This window comes from Marixanthomonas spongiae, assembly GCF_003095375.1.
Taxonomy (GTDB): domain Bacteria; phylum Bacteroidota; class Bacteroidia; order Flavobacteriales; family Flavobacteriaceae; genus Marixanthomonas; species Marixanthomonas spongiae.
In genome coordinates this window covers 223,320-243,690 of sequence record NZ_QEHR01000003.1, presented here as the reverse complement: position 1 = coordinate 243,690, position 20,371 = coordinate 223,320, and the positions used below count along the sequence as shown (strand labels likewise).

The 20,371-nt window shown below is 42.3% G+C and carries 12 protein-coding genes; 6 read left to right on the top strand and 6 right to left on the bottom strand.

The features are described from left to right. Positions 1-82: 82 nt before the first annotated feature. Together ggt and DDV96_RS05760 are read right to left on the bottom strand one after the other, a co-directional pair. Positions 83-1,810, bottom strand: a complete 1,728-nt coding sequence (gene ggt, locus DDV96_RS05765) for a gamma-glutamyltransferase (protein WP_116693804.1) — start codon at positions 1,808-1,810, stop codon at positions 83-85. Continuing rightward, positions 1,807-2,391 carry an acyl carrier protein phosphodiesterase gene (locus DDV96_RS05760; protein ID WP_116693803.1) on the bottom strand — a complete coding sequence of 195 codons (585 nt, stop codon included), beginning with the start codon at positions 2,389-2,391 and terminating at the stop codon, positions 1,807-1,809. The genes ggt and DDV96_RS05760 overlap by 4 nt, the downstream gene beginning before the upstream one ends. 71 nt (positions 2,392-2,462) lie before the next feature. Here DDV96_RS05760 and glmM point away from each other — a divergent pair, with 71 nt between their 5' ends. Then, positions 2,463-3,848, top strand: a complete 1,386-nt coding sequence (glmM, locus tag DDV96_RS05755; protein ID WP_116693802.1) for a phosphoglucosamine mutase — start codon at positions 2,463-2,465, stop codon at positions 3,846-3,848. 788 nt (positions 3,849-4,636) lie between these two features. Here glmM and DDV96_RS05750 read toward each other — a convergent pair. Then, the gene (locus tag DDV96_RS05750; protein ID WP_116693801.1) at positions 4,637-5,506 is read right to left on the bottom strand and encodes a lysophospholipid acyltransferase family protein; all 870 of its coding nucleotides are present in this window, start codon (positions 5,504-5,506) and stop codon (positions 4,637-4,639) included. A 65-nt stretch (positions 5,507-5,571) separates the two neighbouring features. On the opposite strand from DDV96_RS05750, the gene DDV96_RS05745 reads away from it, so the two are divergent. After that, a complete protein-coding gene (locus DDV96_RS05745; RefSeq protein ID WP_116693800.1) occupies positions 5,572-6,222 on the top strand; it encodes a rhomboid family intramembrane serine protease in 651 nt (216 codons plus the stop codon). An 11-nt stretch (positions 6,223-6,233) separates the two neighbouring features. Next, positions 6,234-6,923, top strand: a complete 690-nt coding sequence (locus DDV96_RS05740) for an SIMPL domain-containing protein (protein WP_116693799.1) — start codon at positions 6,234-6,236, stop codon at positions 6,921-6,923. A 300-nt stretch (positions 6,924-7,223) separates the two neighbouring features. Here the strand turns inward: DDV96_RS05740 and DDV96_RS05735 are convergent, their stop codons facing one another. Next, the gene (locus DDV96_RS05735; RefSeq protein WP_116693798.1) at positions 7,224-8,354 is read right to left on the bottom strand and encodes a TlpA disulfide reductase family protein; all 1,131 of its coding nucleotides are present in this window, start codon (positions 8,352-8,354) and stop codon (positions 7,224-7,226) included. Between the two features lie 150 nt (positions 8,355-8,504). On the opposite strand from DDV96_RS05735, the gene DDV96_RS05730 reads away from it, so the two are divergent. Beyond that, complete coding sequence (locus tag DDV96_RS05730; protein ID WP_116693933.1) at positions 8,505-10,877, top strand: GAF domain-containing protein; 2,373 nt, start codon at positions 8,505-8,507, stop codon at positions 10,875-10,877. Here DDV96_RS05730 and DDV96_RS05725 read toward each other — a convergent pair. Continuing rightward, positions 10,874-12,076, bottom strand: a complete 1,203-nt coding sequence (locus DDV96_RS05725) for a Pycsar system effector family protein (RefSeq protein WP_116693797.1) — start codon at positions 12,074-12,076, stop codon at positions 10,874-10,876. The genes DDV96_RS05730 and DDV96_RS05725 overlap by 4 nt on opposite strands. A gap of 56 nt (positions 12,077-12,132) precedes the next feature. Here DDV96_RS05725 and DDV96_RS05720 point away from each other — a divergent pair, with 56 nt between their 5' ends. Together DDV96_RS05720 and DDV96_RS05715 are read left to right on the top strand one after the other, a co-directional pair. Next, positions 12,133-15,813, top strand: a complete 3,681-nt coding sequence (locus DDV96_RS05720; protein WP_116693796.1) for a phosphoesterase — start codon at positions 12,133-12,135, stop codon at positions 15,811-15,813. Between the two features lie 17 nt (positions 15,814-15,830). After that, on the top strand, positions 15,831-19,547 hold the full coding sequence (locus tag DDV96_RS05715) for a metallophosphoesterase (protein WP_116693795.1): 3,717 nt from the start codon (positions 15,831-15,833) through the stop codon (positions 19,545-19,547). Positions 19,548-19,817: 270 nt separating this feature from the next. Here the strand turns inward: DDV96_RS05715 and DDV96_RS05710 are convergent, their stop codons facing one another. Then, complete coding sequence (locus tag DDV96_RS05710) at positions 19,818-20,309, bottom strand: Dps family protein (protein WP_116693794.1); 492 nt, start codon at positions 20,307-20,309, stop codon at positions 19,818-19,820. Positions 20,310-20,371: the final 62 nt, after the last annotated feature.

Sequence of the window (20,371 nt, the reverse complement as noted above, 5' to 3'; positions counted from 1 at the left end):
ATTTTCCTACAAGATGTAGTATAATACTTACATTTCGATATAAGGTGTAAAAGAGCCGATTAAATGTAGCGGTAAATTAGGATCAAAATCCTACGGCAGTATCATCGCCCCGTATATCGGCACCGCCTTGCAGTTTTCCATTCGTGAGCCGTAAGATGGCGTCCACTTTACCTATTACGGGAGTTTCCTTTTTATTGATTATATAGCCTTTTTGTTGCAGGCTGTCCAGTGTTGCCGCTGAAAATCCTTTAGGTTCAAAAACAATCTCGTCCGGCAACCATTGGTGATGAAAACGCGGGGCATTGACTGCTTCTTGCATATTCATATCGAATGCAGAAACATTTAAAATAGTCTGCAGTACCGATGTGATAATGGTAGAACCACCCGGTGTGCCAACGCTCATATAAAGACTGTCGTTTTTCTCGACTATGGTTGGGGTCATAGAACTTAACATCCGTTTTTGAGGTTCAATAGCATTGGCTTCGCCACCAATAAGCCCAAACATATTGGGTTCGCCGGGTTTGGCACTGAAATCGTCCATTTCATTGTTCAGGAAAAATCCCAAGTCTTTAACGTACAACTTTGAGCCATACGCAGCATTCAAGGTGGTGGTTGCCGCTACGGCATTGCCAAATTGATCCACAATGGAATAATGGGTGGTCTCGGTGCTTTCACGGCCCAAAACACTGCCCGGGTCAATTTGGGCAGACGGGGTTGCCGCTTCAAATGAAAAATCCTGCATCCTTTGTTTCGCATAGTTTTTTGACAATAACGAGTCGGTAGGGATGCTTACAAAATCAGGGTCGCCTAAATAATGACTTCTATCTGCATACGCGCGACGTTCTGCTTCGGTAAGTAATTGAATGTACTTTGTTGAATTGTGCCCATACGTTTCAATAGGATACGGTTCGATCATGTTTAAAATTTGTCCCAGCACAATGCCCCCGCTCGATGGCGGCCCCATGGAAATCACCTTTAGGTCTTTAAAGGTAAACACTACGGGTTCCCGCCATTCGGCTTCGTAGCTTTTTAGGTCTTCCAAGGTGATAATCCCTCCTTTTTCCTGAATGAACTCACTCAATACTGTTGCCGTTTTCCCTTCATAAAATCCTGCCAACCCTTTTTTTACGATGCGCGATAAGGTGCTGGCCAAGGCCTTGTTTTTTAGGGTGTCGCCAACCGCGTATTGCTTGGTGTAGATGGATTCCTCGCCATTAACATCTTTAAAAACGGAACCGTATTCATTAAAACGCGCTACTTGATCTTCGGTCAGCACAAAACCTGTTTCCGCAAGATCGATTACGGGCTGCAAAATGACTTCCATAGGTAGCGATCCCAGTTTTTCGTGCACGGCAAAAATACCGGCGACGGTGCCTGGAACACCTACGGCCAACCCTCCAATTTTGCTTTTTTCGGGCAGATAGGTGCCGTTTTCGTCTAAATACATATCCCGTTTGGCCGATTTTGGAGCTTTCTCGCGATAATCGATACTGCCTAATTCGCCATACTGGGTTCTATAGACGATAAATCCGCCGCCGCCCAAATTACCGGCATAGGGATAGGTTACGGCCAGCGCCATTTCGGTGGCAATCATGGCATCGAAGGCATTTCCGCCTTTCTTTAAGATTTCAACGCCTATTTTTGAGGCCTCTTCCCGTGCCGAAACCACCATGGCGCTATCGGCCTCAACAGGAATTACTGGCTTTTGTATGGTGTCTTTTTTTGTTTCTGGTTGGGGTTGGTGCGTCTCTGGAGTGTCTTTGCAGGCAACCAGTGCCCACAATAGTATGAAAAAGGGGAGTGCTCTCATAATTGGTCTAATTTTTCTTTTGAAAAGATAATCAATTCATCAAAAAAGGAGGTGAATTCTGCTTCAAATTCATCATAATACTGCTCCAGCTCCAAGACGGCAAAATTCATTTTCGATTTTCCTTTGGTACGAACGTTCATCTGGTCCAAGATAGTGCTGATGCCCCTAACGGTAGCATAGTTCAGCAACCAGTTGTCGGCTATCATGTAAGGCATCATGCGTTGAATGCGGGCAGGGAGGATTGTAAAGTTATTCCGAAGCAACTCGTAAAAGTTATCCACATAAACATCAAGCGGAAGCTCGTGATAGTGCTTCCAGTTTTTGGCCAAAAAATGGTCGTACAGAATATCGACGATCACCCCGCTGTAATGGCTGTAGTTTTCGTGAAGCCTTGCCGTGCTTTGGCGTACCGTAGGGTGGCTATCGGTATAGGTGTCTATTTCGCGGTGCAACAAGATGCCTTTTTGAATTTGGAGCGGAAATTTCCTGTATTTCTTGCCTTTGATGCCGTCGGCTATAAAATTGCCTATGGTGATGCCGTCGTCTTCTCCTGAAAGATAGATATGTGCCAGAAAATTCATTGCCACAATTTACAAAATCATGAGGTAGTAAAGCCTTTTAAAAAAAGTATATTTGCTTAAAATTTGAATCCATGACTTTAATAAAATCCATTTCGGGAATACGGGGCACCATTGGTGGCCAGCAAGGCGATAATTTAACGCCCATCGATGCCGTAAAATATGCAGCGGCGTATGGCAGTTGGGTAAAACAGCAACGCGACAAAGAGGAATACCGTGTGGTGGTAGGCCGCGATGCGCGTATTTCGGGCGAAATGATTCAACAACTGGTCATGAACACCTTGGTGGGGATGGGCATCCATGTAATCGATCTGGACCTGTCCACAACCCCAACAGTGGAGATGGCGGTGATGATGGAACATGCCGATGGCGGAATAATCTTAACCGCAAGCCATAACCCAAAACAATGGAACGCGCTGAAATTACTAAATAAGGATGGTGAGTTTTTAAATGCCGAGGCCGGACAGGAAATCCTAAATATTGCCGAAGCGGAAAACATTGATTTTTCTGAAGTGGACCATCTTGGAAAAATCACCACCAACGATGCGTATATCGATTTGCATATTGATGAAATACTGGAATTGCCCTTGGTAAATGTTTCAGCTATAAAAAAAGCAAATTTTAAGGTAGTGGTAGATGGGGTAAACTCAACCGGAGGTATCGCCGTTCCGTTGTTGTTGGAGGCATTGGGCGTAGAAACGGTTAAGTTGTTCTGCGAGCCTACAGGCGAATTTCCGCATAACCCAGAGCCCTTAAAAGAACATTTGACCGACCTTATGAAAAAAGTAACAGACGAACAAGCCGATTTTGGCATTGTGGTGGACCCTGATGTGGATCGCCTGGCGTTTGTGGATGAAAATGGCGATATGTTTGGCGAAGAATACACCTTGGTCGCCGTGGCCGATTATGTATTGCAGCACAATCCAGGGAATACCGTGAGTAATATGTCGTCTTCCCGTGCCTTGCGCGACATCACCGAAAAACACAACGGAACTTACACCGCAAGTGCCGTGGGCGAAGTGAACGTCGTGCAAAAAATGAAAGATACCCACGCCGTTATAGGCGGCGAAGGTAACGGCGGTATTATTTACCCAGAGTTGCACTACGGAAGGGACAGCTTGGTAGGAATTGCTTTATTCCTGAGCCATTTGGCCGAAAATAAAATCGCGGTAAGCGAACTTCGGAAAAAATATCCAAGCTACTATATGAGCAAGAAAAAGATTGAATTAACGCCACAATTAGATGTGGATAAAATTCTGACATCAATTGAAAGGAAATACGCTTCCGAAGAAATAAATACCCTTGACGGCGTTAAAATAGACTTTGCTGAAAACTGGGTACACCTTCGAAAATCGAACACCGAGCCCATTATCAGGATTTACACCGAAGGTCCTTCACAAAAAGACGCCGATGCGTTGGCAGAACGGTTTATTACGGAGATTAAAGCGATAGCTGGATAAGTTGTGAGTTTTGAGTTGATGAGTCTATGGGTTAATGAGTAGCCTATTGCTAAATCTTAAAAATCGTACCTCGACATTCGTAATTCGAAAATCGTCTTACGGTTGCTTCAATACAATTCCGCAGAAAAAGCGGAATTACTCAGCCACCTTTTTGAAAAATAGCTTTTAAATCGTTATTCCAAGGTGTCTGAGTGATTTTATGGTGAAAGTTTAGAAATAAACCTGCTTAATTTTGATTCCATAAAATCGTACCGAAGACACATTGTACTTCGTCATTCATTATTCATCATTCGTACCTCGTAAATCGAAATTCGTAATTCGAAAATCGTCTTGCGGTTGCTTCGATACAATTCGGCTGAAAAAGCGGAATTACTCAGCCACCTTTTTGAAAAGTAGCTTTTATCGTTATTCCAGGGTGTCTGAGTGATTTTATGGTGAAAGTTTAGAAATAAACCTGCTTAATTTTGATTCCATAAAATCGTACCGAAGACACATTGTACTTCGTCATTCATTATTCGACATTCGATATTCATCATTCATCAATTGAACCTCGTAAATCGAAAATCGTACTTTGTCTTACAGTTGCTTCGATACAATTCCGCAGAAAAAGCGGAATTACTCAGCCACCTTTTTGAAAAATAGCTTTTATCGTTATTCCAGGGTGTCTGAGTGATTTTATGGTGAAAGTTTAGAAATAAACCTGCTAAATTTTGATTCCATAAAATCGTACCGAAGACACATTGTATTTCGTCATTCATTATTCGACATTCGTACCTCGTAATTCGTATTTACAACCGGTGTTTCCACCGTTTATGCGACCATAAATAATACTTCGGCTCTTCTTGTATTTGTTTTTCAATTTCGGTTAAAAAAAGGCGGGTTATTTCAAAATCAGGGAGCTCTTTTGGGTTTTCGGTCAGTAGCTCAAATGTGGTTTTGTAATACCCGCGTTTTACTTTTTTCACTTTTAAATATACGGCGGCAAAGTCCAATCGTTTTGCTATTTCTTCGGTACCGGTAAAAACGGGAACGTCAATGCCCATAAAGGTATCACGGTGTTTGTAGGCGTTTCGCTTTGGGGTTTGGTCTGATAATATAAGCGTAACGGTTTCCACGTTGCGTTTTGATTCCCTGAACAGCTGGGGAACGATTTTTTTATTGCTTACAATGTTTCCGCCAAAGCGTTCCCGGGTTTCTTTTACCAAGGAATCAAAATAAGGGTTGTCCAGTTTTTTGTAAACCGCGTAGCATTTATAGCTGGTTTTTTTGTTTAAAATCCCCATCCATTCCCAGTTGGCGTAATGCCCGCTCATGAGCAAAGTGCTTTTTCCTTTGGCTTTCAATTCTTCCAACAACTCCAGATTTTCAAACTGAAACCGTTTACTTATTTCTTTTTCAGAAATGGTCAGGCTCTTTATGGTTTCAAAAATCATATCGCACAAATGCTTGTAAAACCCTTTGGCAATACGGTTTAATTCTTCCGAAGAACGCTCCGGGAAAACCAGTTTTAAGTTGTTTTTAACTACTTTTTTTCGGTAGCCAATTATATAATACGTAATTATGTACAGCGCTGACGATTTGATGTACAACACCCACATAGGCAAGATGGAAACCAGCCAAAGTATAGGGTATAACACATAATAAAGTAGCCGTTGCATAGGTAGATTTACCACAAAACTAACTAATTTTATCGCATAAAACCGTTTAATTTTATTGAATAGCTATGCCACAACTCCACATTGCGACCATCATCATTATTGCAGCTAATGTAATTGTTTCGTTAAAAGGCTTTAACGATTTTTCTTTTTTTGAAAAGTACAAGTTCAACATTGCGGGGATACGGCGTGGCGAACAGTTGCGGATGCTCACTTCTGGTTTTTTGCACGTGGACTGGGCACATTTGTTTTTCAATATGTTCACGCTGTTCTTTTTTGCCAATGTGGTAATAAGCTCGGTAGGGACCGTTAAATTTATATTGATTTACTTGGCGAGCCTTATCGTGGGCAATTTATTGTCGTTCTTTTTCCATAAGGACGAATACTATTACAGTGCGGTGGGAGCCAGCGGTGCGGTTACTGGCGTATTGTATTCGGCTATTTTGTTCTATCCCGATATGGGCTTGTACCTGTTTTTTATTCCAATCGCCATCCCTGCCTGGATTTTTGGTATCTTGTATTTGCTCTATTCGATCTACGGAATGAAAAGCAGATTAGGAAATATTGGCCATGATGCACACTTTGGCGGGGCTATTGCAGGGTATGTATTGACCATTGCCTTTGCACCCATTTTATTGCAAACGCAATTGTGGATTGTTGCCGTACTGGCGATTCCCATTATATTATTGTTTGTCTTGCACAAACTCGGAAAAATTTAAAAATAAAAATTATGAAAAAGACAGTTCAAATTTTAGTGATCCTTTTAACCACAACAATAATGACACACGCTCAAAACACCCAACAGCCTACCGTATCGGTCTCTGGCGAAGGAATTGTAAAAACCGTTCCAGATGAAGCTAATATCAATATCCGGGTAGAAAGCAGCGGGAAAGATGCTACCATCATTAAACAGGAAAACGACCGGACGGTCTCTAAAGTGCTTTCATTTATCAAGAAAATGGGCATTGATGATAAAGATGTAAAAACACAGTACATCCGGTTGAACAAAAACTACGATCACAACAGTAAAACCTATAATTACAGTGCCAATCAGGCTATTTCCATCAAGCTGAAAGACCTGTCAAAATATGAAGATTTAATGAACGGATTGCTGCAAAGTGGCATTAACCGTATCGATGGCGTGAGTTTTTCGGTCTCTAATGAAGAAGCGTTGAAATCGCAAGCCCGAAAAAAAGCTGTTGAAAACGCTAAGGCGAAAGCCGAAGAATACGCCAGTGCCTTGGGCCAAGCCATTGGAAAAGCAGTGATGATCAGTGAATTTCAAAAACCAGATTATCCACAGCCACCCATGTACAAAACGGCCATGATGGAAAGCGATGCCTCTGGAGGACAACAACCCATCGCCCCAGGGCAGATTGAAATAAGAACAACAGTCAACGTGAGTTTTTTGTTGAATTAATTTTGCAGCTGAAATCAACTTAAGCCAAAAACAGCTATTATGTTGGTTTATTGCTCAATATAAACAAGTCTTGAAATTGACCTATGATGATATGATGTAAAACCCGCCAAAAAAACAGGCAGGGTTAAGACTGAGAAATGATTATTTTCCTGCATCCTACGTCTTTAAGTCGTATGTCATTTTTTTGTAAAACTAAACCGACCTAAAGATTTGCTTTAGAATCAATACTTATAATCAGCACATAAAAAACCTTCACAATTCAAACTGTTGTGAAGGTTTTTACGTTATAGCAACAAGTTGTTAGTTGGCTGCCCCGTCTCCCAACAACGACTCCATCTTAGCGCCAAGAGCGGCACCACGGAGGTTTTTGTCGATAATCGTTCCGTTTTCATCCAAAAGGAAGGTAGCTGGGATTGCCCTTACGTTATATTCCCTGGCAATGGGGTCTTGCCAAAACTGAAGGTTCGATATGTGGTACCAGTCCATATTGTCGTCGGCAATGGCTTTGATCCATTTATCTTTCTGCCCTTTTCGGTCTAAGGAAACACTGATGATGTTCAACCCTTTGTCATGGTATTTCTCGTACACTTTTACCACATTGGGGTTTTCCACACGGCAGGGTTTGCACCAAGAGGCCCAAAAATCGATAATGGTATAGGTGCCCAGCGCATCTTTTAATGAAAGGGTGTCGCCTTCTGGGGTGGGGCCGCTAAAATTAGGTGCTTTAGAACCAACATCTACTTTTTTGGCGTTTTTTATCATAGCTTCCACCTGTTTTACCATCGGGGAGGCGGCTACTTTGGGCGACAGGTTATCGATCACTTCACTAGCTTCTTGAGCGGTCATTTCTTTGCGGTTGATCATTTCAGAAAGCAACATCACGGCAAACAAGGAGTTTTTATTGTTCTTTATAAACTCTTTTTTATAGCTGGTTTCTTCGTCCATTAACGCTTGGTTTTCTTTTTGAATTTGCTGTACGGCATCCGTATCGCCACTGGATTGTGCCGCTCGGAATTGCGCTACCTGATCCTGCTTTTTTTGGTTCAAATCGCGCATATTTTCTGAAAATTCCCGGAATGCTTCGTTCTGCTTGCCTCCGCTAACGTACGATGCACTAATGCTGTCTTTGTAAAGCGTTGCTTCTAAATCTTTGTTTTCGGGAAAATACACAATATTTGCCCGTACCCCGTCCACGGTAAGGTAATTCACAAAAAGGCTGTCGCTTTTGGGATAAGTGCCCTTAAAAGTACCGTTGGTTATGGTAAGGGTATCGATTACCTTGGGCTGGTTGTTTTCCTTAATGCTGTAAACATATACGTTGGTGCCGTCTTCAAAGTTTTTGGCCGTTCCTTGCAACGTGTAGGTATTGCTGTCTTCGGCACAGGAAATTAAAAGGATGGTTGTAAGTAAAGTAACTAATATTCGTCTCATAATAGGTATATTTGTAGGCGCAAAAATAACAGTATTTGTTGCCGAAAAAAAAAAGCGGTTCTCAAATAAATGTTAATTTGTCACAACAAGGGTTTTAAACAGGAAATATACCATAAATTAGTAGTTACACAGCGGCGTAACCATTTGAAAATGAAAGCAAAAAATAACGATTTTCCATTTCAGGTACAGATAAGTTTCGCTAAACTTTTCGAGAAGTACCGCCAACAATTAAACGCTTCCAACAGTGTTGAAAAGGAGCGTGCCCAAGCGGTAATGGCCATTGCTGAAGCATATCCAAAGCTTTCAACCGGTTTTGATGATAAAAAAGAACTGGAAGCATATGCTCCCCAGATCGATGTCATCCTCAGTGACCTGTTTTCGCCCATCCTTCAGGAAAATGAAATACGGGCAGCAACCATCCCATTTCAAAACTTGGTTTTTAAGTCCACAAAACGGTATAAACACATACTTTCAGAAGCTGTAACCGATTACGAACCGCACTTCAACAACCTCGACGAAGACCATATGTACATCATGGCCTGTTGCATCATCCTGAGTGTGCATTATGGCTATCAAGTGGATTTTAAAACGCCTTGGCATTATAAAATTCCCGATAAACACGGGATAGAGCACAATTATAGGGTCATGTACAATGGCGATTTCGTGGACTTCATAAAAACAGATAAAGCAAAGGAGATTACCAAAAATGATTTTGAAGAGTTGATCGACGGATTTACCAACATTGCCCTTTGGAAAGAAAAATTCCCGCCGGGAAGCTGGGTTTTCAAAGGCTTTGTAATTGCCAACCTGTTTGATGTTACCTTGGACGTATCCATATCGAACTTTAAATCGAATTTGCTGCGAAACAATCTTGAAAAAGATAACATTTCCGAAAGTTTTGAAAGCATCTTCAAATCCATTTTCCAACTAAAGGAATTGCAAATCGGTTTTTCGGAATTTAACGAGGAAGATCAATTGTTCGAGAAATTCATCTTTAAGGATGTGGACAGTTATATTTTAAATCAGAAAGACAGAGAGCACTGCCAAACGGCGCTTTGTGAGGCATCGTATTACAAACTTTTTAAGCAAAAAGAGTTTTATTGCATATCGAATGTGCCCAAATATCATAAACGGTATCCGGACAATAAATTGTACAAAAAACTGCTGAACCAAGGCATAAAAAGTGCCATTTTGGCGTCCATTATCAATAAAGAAGGCAAGGTGTTGGGTGTTTTGGAGCTGGTTTCCCCAAACATAAACCACCTAAATTCAATCAATGCCAATAAGCTTAAAACCATTATGCCATTTTTGGTCGATTCGGTAATAAGGAGCAAAAAACAAATAGAAAACAAGCTTGAACTCATTATCCAAGAAGAGTGCACCTCGCTGCATCCCAGCGTACACTGGAAATTCCGTAATGAAGCAAAACGCTATTTAAAATCCATTGCGCAAGGAACCCCTACTTATTTTAAGGAAGTGGTTTTTGAAGATGTATTCCCGCTCTATGGGCAAATCGATATAAAAAGCTCTTCGGAAGTGCGGAACCAAGCAACGATAAAAGACTTGATCCTTCAGTTGGAACACATTCAGGAGATCATTAAACAAATCCATACCTTAGAACCTTTGCCTATATATGAGCATTTACAGTTCAGGATTTCAAACTACCTCACCGAACTCCGGGACGGTCTACAAGTGGATAGCGAACGCCAAGTGCTGAAGTTTTTGCATTCTGAAATAATACCGCTCTTTAAACATTTGGCAACTAAAAACGAATCTATAAAAAACCTTATTGAAGACTACGACCAACGAATAGACCAAAACAGCGGCTTGATCTATAAACACCGAAAAGACTATGACGATGCCGTGATGATCATCAACAAGCGCATGGCATCCATAATCGATAAAAAACAGGTCGAAGCTCAGGCCATGTACCCGCATTATTTTGAGCGCTTTAAAACCGATGGGGTAGAGCACAACCTCTATATAGGCGAGGCCATCACCAAAAATAACAGCTTCGATAAAATTTACCTTTACAACTTAAGGTTATGGCAGTTGCAGGTTATGTGCGAGATGGAAAACAGTTACTACAAAATAAAAGACCAATTGCCCGTTCCATTAACCGTGGCGTCCATGATTTTAGCGTTCAACAACTCCCTGTCGCTGCGTTTCCGGATGGACGAAAAACGTTTTGATGTGGACGGCACCTACAACGCCCGCTACGAAGTGGTAAAAAAACGGGTGGACAAAGCCAACATAAAAGGGACCGAAGAACGCGTTACCCAAGAAGGGAAAATCGTGATCATCTATTCGCAAAAAGAAGACGAAAAAGAATATTTGAAATACATCACCTTTTTGCAACACAAAAAACAATTGGACACCGATGTTGAAATTGTTGAACTGGAAGACCTTCAAGGCGTCACGGGCTTAAAAGCCATTCGGGTAAGTGTGTTGTATTCCAAACAGAAAGATAACAAAAAAGAATACTATACCTACGACGATTTAATTTCTGAAATAGCCAACTAAGCCAACCGCGAGCCACCGAAATAAAAGGAGATGGCAAAAGCCAAAATCGAGATGATGGTGCCGGTCACGAAAATGGTATAGGTCCACCGTAAAATACGGTACTTTCTGTCCAATACCTTTCCTAAAAAGTACAAGTCCTTGGTAAGTGCGGTATAAACGTAGTCACGGTCTTTCAGCAATTCTTCGATGGCCCATTCGTATTCCTTGAGTTCCATTCTATGAAAATTTCCGAAGAAAGCCAGGTTCACGCTTTTATTGTCAACATCTTCCTTGGTAAACTCGCCCCGCGTAACATTGGGCCGTGTGGCAATAACCGAAAGGATCATCGTAACCGTACTGAAAATAACAAAAATAGCCGTTGGGATAATTAAATAATCGTTGGAGGGGTTGTCCAACTTAGAAAGCAAATTGGAAAGCACCAACGAAATGATAATGGCATTTACCGAGAGCAGGATATTCGCCTTGGTATCGGCAATATCGCTCAATTTTATGTGGTTCCGCAGTGCCGTACGGTAAAACGTCTGTATGCCGCGGTCCACGCTTTTGTCTTTGTATTTGGCCTTCAGTTTGGCCTTGTATTCTTCTTTATTTCTTTTTTTACTTATTTTCTTGTTCTTCTTTATTAAATCGGCCAAGTTTTCCTGCTTGGTATGTTGCCAATTTTTCAATGCATACGAGGTGTAGAATTTGTGCTCGTTGATAAGAAGGTCAATGTTTTCGTCCCGCCATTCTTGGGGAGTGAAATTTTTGATGTTTTGGGCAATGTATTCCTGCCGTAAAAATTCGCTGGCTTCTTGAAAGTAGTCTTTGCCAAAGTGGGACGAGTCGGCATCGCGCATAATTTCTTCCATATGATCCTTGGGCGTAGTGCCTTTGAATTTGGTGGCCATAATACATTTTTCCACCCCATCGATGATGTCTTGGTCCACGTCTTTCGATTCTAAAAACTCACGGGCTATTTTTACGCTTTCTTCTTCGTGGCCTTCGCGTTTTACAATATAGCCAGTATCGTGCAACAAGGCGGCAAGCTTTAGTATGGTTGCATCTTTAACAGAAATTTGGGAGTCTTCAATAATTTCGTTTATACTTTTATAGACGCGATTTGTGTGCGAATAGTTGTGATAAACAAAGGTATTGGGTAGTTTTTCCTTAAAAAGGTTAAGCACAAAATTGTCTGTAACTTCAACGATGTCGCTCATAAAAGGTTGAATTTAGATTAACCAAATTACTAAAAATACTACGCTTTAATTTGCTTATGAAAAAAATTAACATCTTTATAACTATTGTAGCTTCCGTGCTTTTTAATTCGTGTGCTACTTACCATCCACAATACACATCCAATTACCAATCCACCGATTTTTCTGATACGGGCAAAGAAATTGAAAAAACATTTTATCTCATTGGGGATGCCGGTTATATAGGCGAAACGGAGAAAAATTTGTCACTGCAATCGTTTAAACAGTACATTGCCGGTAAAAACACCAAGAACGATCATCTCTTGTTCCTCGGAAACAGCTTTTACCCCGCCGGAATGCCTGAAGATGACGGCCCAGAAAAGGCACTAGCAAAAAAAGTGATTAACAAACAATTGGAAGCCATTAAAGGCTTTCAGGGTACTGTAAATGTACTGCCCGGAAACTTGGACTGGAAATCGGGGGTGGACGGCCTCGAGCGGGAAGAGGACCTATTAAAAGAAGCCTTTAATTCAGACTCCGTTTTGGAACCAAACAACGGCTGTCCGCTGGAAGAGGTAGAACTCAGCGATGCAGTGCATTTAATTATGATCGATACCCAATGGTATATCGAAAACTGGAACAAACATCCAAAAATGAACGATAAATGCCAGATAAAGAACAGGGATAAATTTTTGGAGGAGTTGGAAGGCGAGCTCAAAAAAGCCAAGCAGCGCACTATCGTGTTAGCGATGTATCATCCTTTATATACCAATGGCAAATACGGCGGCAATTACCCAGCATGGAACCACCTATTGCCCGTCCCCGGTTTGGCCTCTTTAATCACACAGGTTCGCAGCCAAGGCGCCATCTCGCCACAAGACCGCTTTAACGAAAGCTACCATAAGCTAATGAGCCGTATCGAGGTGCTGGTCAAAGACCATGAAAACCTAGTTTTGGTATCGGGCCACGACCAGTCCTTGCAGTATATTGAAGGTGCCCACGCCAAACAGGTGGTGGCAGGTTCCGGTGGTGGTGCCACGGCTGCGGCTATAGATGAAAACGGTCTGTTCTCGTATGGTGGTCAAGGCTTCGCCAAACTTACCATCTATAAAGACAGGTCAACAGCTGTAACCTTTTTTAAAGCGGAGAAAGATGGCAGTTCTACCAAGTTATTCGAAAAAGAAATAATACAACCGGAAAAAACATTCGACACTTCAAAACTGCCAAAAACGTTCCCTAAAACGGTACAATCTAAGGTGTATGCCGACAGCCTGGTAAACCGAAGTGGGTTTTTCAAAGCCCTGTGGGGCGATCATTACCGTAGCGTTTATGGAAAGGAAGTAATGGCGCCCACGGTAGATTTAGACACCCTATATGGCGGCTTGACCGCAGAGCGAGCTGGTGGAGGGCATCAAACAGTATCTCTTCGCTTAGTTGATAAAGAAGGGCACGATTACAATATGCGCACCTTGAAAAAAAGTGCTGTACAGTTTCTGCAGACGGTAATCCTTAAAAATGAAGTGATCGAGAGCGATTTCAGAAACACCTTGCCAGAAGATTTGATCCTCGATTTTTACACAGCAGCACATCCGTATGGGGCGTTTGCCATCCCTAAATTGGCCGATGCCGCAAACGTATTCCATACCAATCCAAAATTGTTCTATGTCCCTAAACAAAAGGCATTGGGCAATTTCAATGAAACTTATGGCGATGCCCTGTATATGATAGTGGAACGCCCCGACGAAGAATACGACGGCCCCTTGTTTGACTATGCCGAAGATATCATAAGCACCGATGATGTGCTGGAAGAAATAAGGGATGACGAAGAAAACAAAATAAACCAAAAAGCCTACATCCGGGCACGGTTGTTCGATATGTTGATAGGCGATTGGGACCGCCACAACGATCAATGGCGCTTTGCGCTCCAAGAAGACGAAGAGGGCAATAAAATCTATACGCCCATACCTAGGGACCGGGACCAAGTGTTTGCAAATTTTGATGGCGGTTTGCTGGATATTGCACGCACATTGATAAGTGCGACCCGCCAATTTCAGGTGTATGGCCCCGAGCTAAAACATACCAAATGGTTTAACAGTGCAGGTATTAAACTGGACCGTGCTTTGGCCGAAAATTATGGCCGGGAAGAATGGTTGGCACAGGCCGAATTTATAAAGAAAAACGTAACCGATACTGTTATTGAACAAGCATTCAAAGACCTTCCTAAAGCGGTGCAGGATGAAACTTCAGAAAAAATAATTGAAAACCTAAAGGGAAGACGCGATAATATCGTAAAGATAGCTTCGGAATATTACGATTATTTCTCCAACCTACAAATTATAACAGGTACCGATAAAGACGATATTTTTGAAATTACCCGCCTCCCCAATGGCAAGACCAATGTAAAGGCCTACCGCAATAAAGGCGGCGATAAGGCAGACCTAATTATCGACCGAACATACGCCAAGGATGACACTAAAGAGTTGTGGATTTACGGCTTGGACGATGACGATCTGTTTAAAGTTAAAGGCAAAGGCGAACGTCCCATTTTCATAAGGATTATAGGTGGCCAAAATCACGATACCTACGATATTGAAAACGGGAGCAGGATAAAGGTGTACGATCAAAAAGCCAAGAAAAACACCATTAAAAATAAAGGGGGCGCGGCTTTCAGGATCACTAATAACTATAACTTTAACACCTATAATTACATCAAGGAAAACAAAACCACCAACCTGTTGTTGCCTGCTTTCGGGTATAACGCAGATGATGGGTTTTTACTGGGACTTACCGATACGTTTACCGTTCACGGCTTTCAGGAAAACCCATTTAAACAAAAACACAGCATAAAAGCAGGATATTATTTTGCTACCAAAAGTTTCGATATAAATTACAGTGGGGAGTTTGCCAATATTTTTGGAGACTGGAATTTTCTGGCGGAAGGCCATTACCGCAGCCCTAATTTTTCTGAAAACTTTTTTGGCTTCGGAAATGAAACCGAAAATTTTGACGATGATCTGGGTAAAGACTACAACAGGGTACGCATAGGAAGCTACGGTGGCGCTTTGGGCATAAAAAAAGACGGCCGCTACGGAAGCACCTTCACGTTTAAAGCAAAATTTGAAGGGGTGGAAGTAGAAGGTACAAACGACCGATTTATATCAGATATTGGGTATCCCGATGCTGACCAGCGAAAATATTTTGCGTCTGCCGAAGGAACTTACACCTATGAAAGTTACGATAACAAAGCCAATCCTAAAAGAGGGATGTTGGCCAGTTTAACCGCAGGCGGAACACAAAATCTGGATGATAGCGATCGTGTGTTTGGGTATTTAACACCCAAGCTAGGGTTTTACAATGCCTTGACGAACAACAAAAAACTGGTGTTGAACACCAAAGCGTTTGGGCATTTTAACATAGGCAATAATTTTGAGTTTTACCAAGGTGCACAATTAGGAAGGGATTATGGGCTTCGCGGTTACCGTCGGGATCGCTTTACCGGCCGTAGTGCATTGGCCGGCGGTGCCGATTTGCGCTACAGCTTTAACAGTTTCAACACTGCCGTGACCCCATTGCAGATAGGGGTATTTGGCGGATATGATATAGGAAGGGTCTGGATACCAAACGATACGTCCAATGTTTGGCATGATAGTTATGGCGGAGGATTTTGGATCAATGCTGCCGATTTGTTGAGCGGTACGGTAAACATCTTTACGGGAGATGAAGGCGTACAGTTTTCTTTTAAAGTGGCTTTTTCAATGTAAAAATGTTATGAGTATTTATGCAACTTAAAACGACTATTCTTTTTATTGGTTTCATTATGGCGATAACTGGGTGTGCCACCTACGAACCCCAGTACAAAAACCCTGATGCAGAACAGTCGTTCCCTTCAGAAAAAAAGATAGCGCGCACGTTTTACCTTGTGGGCGATGCAGGCATTTCGCCGCCCAATGGCATGAGCGATGGACTTACCATTTTTAAAAATTACCTTAAAGACCATCCCACAAACCCCAGTGATCATGCTATTTTTTTGGGTGATAACATCTATGACGACGGCATGCCCCCAAAAGGCCATCCCGAACGGGTACACAGCGAACACTATATGAACGCCCAATTCAAATCTTTAGAAGGGTTTAAAGGGCAAACCTATTTTATCCCTGGCAATCATGAATGGTATTTTGATGGGGTGCCAGGCGTTAAGCGGGAAGCAAAATATGTACAGGAAAATGTGGCGCCCAACGCTTTTCAACCTACCGGAGGGTGTGCCTTGAAGAGCTTTTCGGTCTCTCCCGATGTACAGTTGATCGTTATCGATAGCCAGTGGTATCTTGAAGACTGGAATACCGATCCCAACATCAATCTAAACTGCGAAATTAAAACCCGGGAAAAGTTTTTTATTGAAATAGCCAACGAACTCGAAAAAAACAAAAACAAAACAGTGGTTTTTGCCATGCACCATCCCATGTTCACCAATGGCACCCACGGTGGTTATTTTGCCTTGCAAAAACATTTGTACCCTACCCAAAGCAATTTCCCGTTGCCCATATTATCGTCCTTGGTGGTACAAATACGGTCGCAAGGCGGGGTTTCGGTACAAGACCGCTATAACGAACTTTACAATAAATTGATGAACCGCTTGGCGCCCTTGGCCCAAAAACACGGTCGCGTGGTTTTCGCTTCAGGTCATGAGCATACGCTTCAGCATATAGAAAAAGAGGGCTTGGTGCAAATTCTATCAGGGTCTGGGGCCAAGAGTTCGTATGCAGCTATTGGCAAAGATGGGCTGTTCAGTTACGGCGGTCAGGGTTTTGCAGTATTTGATGTATTTGAAGATGGTTCGTCCTTCGTAAGGTACTATGGCGGAACACAGGAAAATGAGCCTATTTTATTGTTTCAGAAAGAAATCTTTCCACCCAACCAAACTTATCCGGCATCGGTATTGCCAAATGATTACCCCCAAACAACCACGGCCGCTATTTATAAACGCGATAGCATTGCCGAAGCCTTATTCTTTCAAACAGTTTGGGGCGCTAAGTATGAAGACGCATACACCAAAAAAGTAACAGCAAAAACGGCATCGTTGGATACGCTTTATGGTGGCTTGCACGTGGTTAGGAAAACGGGGGATGAGGAGTATGATGCCTTGATTTTAGAAGATAAAACAGGGAATAGGTACCGCATGCGGGCCTTGAAAAAAAATGCGCTGGACGTTACGACCAAAGTAGTTTTTGAAGAAGGCACCGAGTCGCCGCAAGCAACCGAAACAGACCTGAATGTAACCCCTAATACGTCTTTTGGTACCGCTTTTTACACAGCAACACACCCTTATGTGCCTTTAGTATTGTCCACTTTGGCAGATGCTGCAAAGATATTTCACAACCGCACCGAGTTATTTTACATCCCAAAACAGCAACAACTCGGGGTGTATAATGAAACCTTCGGAAATGCACTGTATTTTATCGCTACCGAACCTGCCGAAAGCACTAAAGGAGAATCCTTGTTTGCCTATCCGGACGATATTGAAACTGCAGATGATATCTTAATAAAACTCAGAAAAGGGCGTGAGGTTTCAGTAGATGAAGAAAATTACATCCGGTCCCGGCTGTTTGATATGCTGGTAGGCGATTGGGATCGGGAGCCTGGCCATTGGCGATGGGCCGAATATTACAACCAGGACAGCTTGAACGTATATGTGCCCATCCCTATAAACAGGGACGATGCCTTTTCCAGTTTTGAAGGCGATGTGTTCGATTTAGCCCGATCGCTCTTCGGATCGAGCTATCAAAAACAGGTATATGATGAAAACCTGAACGACCTGCGATGGTTTAATGAAGAAGGCGTTATTATGGACCGGGCCCTCTTAAAGCGTTCTACCCGAAAAAATTGGCTTGCCCAAGCGCAGTTTTTGCAACAGGCAGTTTCAGACTCCATTATAGAAGCAGCTTTTTCAACCGTTCCAGATGCCGTAAAAAACGAATCCCTGCAAAATATACGCGCAGCCTTAAAAGGACGCAGGGATAATCTGGTAGATATCGCAGACCGTTATTATTCGTACCTGGCAAAATTACAGACCATCGAGGGGACCAATAAACGGGACTTTTTTCAAATAACCAGGTTGGCAGATGGCAGGACAAATGTTCGTACCTACAATTTTCCGTCGAAAGATAGGGGAATGCTGGTGGCAGACCGTACTTTTTTAGCTTCTGAAACCAATGAAATTTGGATATATGGCTTGGACAACGAAGATATTTTTGAAGTGACCGGAACAGGGAACAACCCAATATTCGTTCGGTTAATAGGCGGCCACGGCAACGATACCTATCGCTTGATTGAAGGAAAACGGGTTAAGGTTTATGATCATGAAGATAAGATCAATACCGTAGCAGTAAAAAATGGAGGCAACCTACGGATGACAAATGTTTATGGGCTAAACACTTACGACTACCGTAAAAATATACAAAGAGAGCACGGATACGCCGCGGCATTGGGCTTTAATCCGGACGACGGTTTCAGGACCGGCCTGCAATACGTTTATCAAGTAAGCAGCTTTCAGCGCAACCCTTTTTCAGAAAGGCACAACATCAACGCAGCCTATTTTTTTGATACAGAAAGTTTTGAACTGAAATATGAAGGCGAAATAGCGAATATTAAAAATGATCTCAACTTGAGTCTTGGAGCCCGTTTCACCAACCCGAAATATGTGGTCAATTACTTTGGATATGGAAATGAGAGCAAGAATCTAGAAGATGAATTGGGGAAAGATTATAGCCGGGTACAACTACAAACGCTCATGGCGAGGGCGGGATTGTTGCGCAATTCAAATTTCGGTAGTTTCTATAAACTGCAAGGAAAATTTGAAGCGATAAGCATCAACAGTTCCATTCCTGGACCGGTCAACATAAACAGGGTGACCGAAAAAAGTACGTTTGATTACTTTGGAACGCTGGAAGGTATTTACAATTACCGCAGTTTTGATGACCCTAGAAACCCCACCATAGGGATGATGTTCGATCTTAACACTGGAGTTACGGGTAATGTAAACAACTTAAAACGGGTGTTCGGCTTTCTGAAAACACGATTAGGCTTTTACAACAGCCTGACCACCAACAAAAAATGGGTGTTAAAGACTAACATACGAGCTAAGTTCAATTTTGGAAATCAATTTGAATTTTATCAAGCCGTACAATTAGGCGGAAACACGGGGCTCCGTGGATTCCGGGAAGAACGGTTCAGCGGGAAATCGGCATTGGTAGGCAGTGCCGACCTACGGTACAGTTTCAATGAATTTAAACTGGGCCTAATCCCTATACAAATTGGCCTGTACACAGGTGCCGATTTGGGCCGGGTGTGGACCCCTGATTTCGATTCGGAAAAATGGCATAACGCTTATGGGGGCGGGCTTTGGATAAATGGAAGCGGTGGCTTAAGCGGCTCCGCAGGTTACTTTACCTCAACTGAAGGCGCCCGTTTTGTCTTTGGCTTAGGGTTTGATTTTTAATAAGAATCAATCATCCCTACGGCTCCGCTTAACGATCAATTTCTAATTTTATGCGACCGTTGGGCGCTCAACAAGCATTCTGTTTATTTAAACAATGGGCTGTCTTTTCTGTCTGTTGCATTGAATTTATAAATTTTTTACAGAAGAATCTTTTTGCCATAAACCAAAATTTTCTCCCAGAAAGGTTCCTGAGCGGAACCGAAGGGCCCACTATAAAAAAAGACTGCCCTTTCCGGCAGTCTTTCTTATTCAAAAAATGAATTGTTGGTATTAAGCTTTTGGATGGTTATCGCTTGCTTTCATAGACCAAGCATCCAGCATCCAACTTATTTTTTCGATATCCCCAATATAGCCACCAACCATATCAATAGTTCCTTCGTCGCCAGCCTTTTCGGCCTTGTCAATTACAGCCCGCATTTGATTTAATATCTTGCCGTGATCTTCTAAAAGGATTTTGACCATCTTGGTATCATCAGTTCGGGATGGCGATTCTTTTAAATTGGACATCTCTAAATAATCGGTATAGTTGCTTACTGGTTGAAATCGAAGGGTAAGGATACGCTCCGCGATTTCATCTACTTTCAGTTTGGCATCATCGTACATTTCCTCGAATTTCTCATGAAGGTCAAAAAAGTTTCTCCCTACAATGTTCCAGTGGAAATTCCGTAATTTTTGATAGTACAGATGATAATCTGCCAACAGCACGTTCAATTCTTTGGCTGTTGCGTTTATTTTTTCTTTGTCTAAGTTCAAATAGCTCATAGTGTGTGTTTTTTTTCGTTTTAACAAAGGTAACCAGTACCGGGCGTCATTCCAATTAAAGT

Coding starts and splice junctions, on each gene's coding strand:
- ggt (WP_116693804.1), bottom strand. CDS start 1,810: ATGAGAGCACTCCCCTTTTTCATACTATTGTGGGCACTGGTTGCCTGC.
- DDV96_RS05760 (WP_116693803.1), bottom strand. CDS start 2,391: ATGAATTTTCTGGCACATATCTATCTTTCAGGAGAAGACGACGGCATC.
- glmM (WP_116693802.1), top strand. CDS start 2,463: ATGACTTTAATAAAATCCATTTCGGGAATACGGGGCACCATTGGTGGC.
- DDV96_RS05750 (WP_116693801.1), bottom strand. CDS start 5,506: ATGCAACGGCTACTTTATTATGTGTTATACCCTATACTTTGGCTGGTT.
- DDV96_RS05745 (WP_116693800.1), top strand. CDS start 5,572: ATGCCACAACTCCACATTGCGACCATCATCATTATTGCAGCTAATGTA.
- DDV96_RS05740 (WP_116693799.1), top strand. CDS start 6,234: ATGAAAAAGACAGTTCAAATTTTAGTGATCCTTTTAACCACAACAATA.
- DDV96_RS05735 (WP_116693798.1), bottom strand. CDS start 8,354: ATGAGACGAATATTAGTTACTTTACTTACAACCATCCTTTTAATTTCC.
- DDV96_RS05730 (WP_116693933.1), top strand. CDS start 8,505: ATGAAAGCAAAAAATAACGATTTTCCATTTCAGGTACAGATAAGTTTC.
- DDV96_RS05725 (WP_116693797.1), bottom strand. CDS start 12,076: ATGAGCGACATCGTTGAAGTTACAGACAATTTTGTGCTTAACCTTTTT.
- DDV96_RS05720 (WP_116693796.1), top strand. CDS start 12,133: ATGAAAAAAATTAACATCTTTATAACTATTGTAGCTTCCGTGCTTTTT.
- DDV96_RS05715 (WP_116693795.1), top strand. CDS start 15,831: ATGCAACTTAAAACGACTATTCTTTTTATTGGTTTCATTATGGCGATA.
- DDV96_RS05710 (WP_116693794.1), bottom strand. CDS start 20,309: ATGAGCTATTTGAACTTAGACAAAGAAAAAATAAACGCAACAGCCAAA.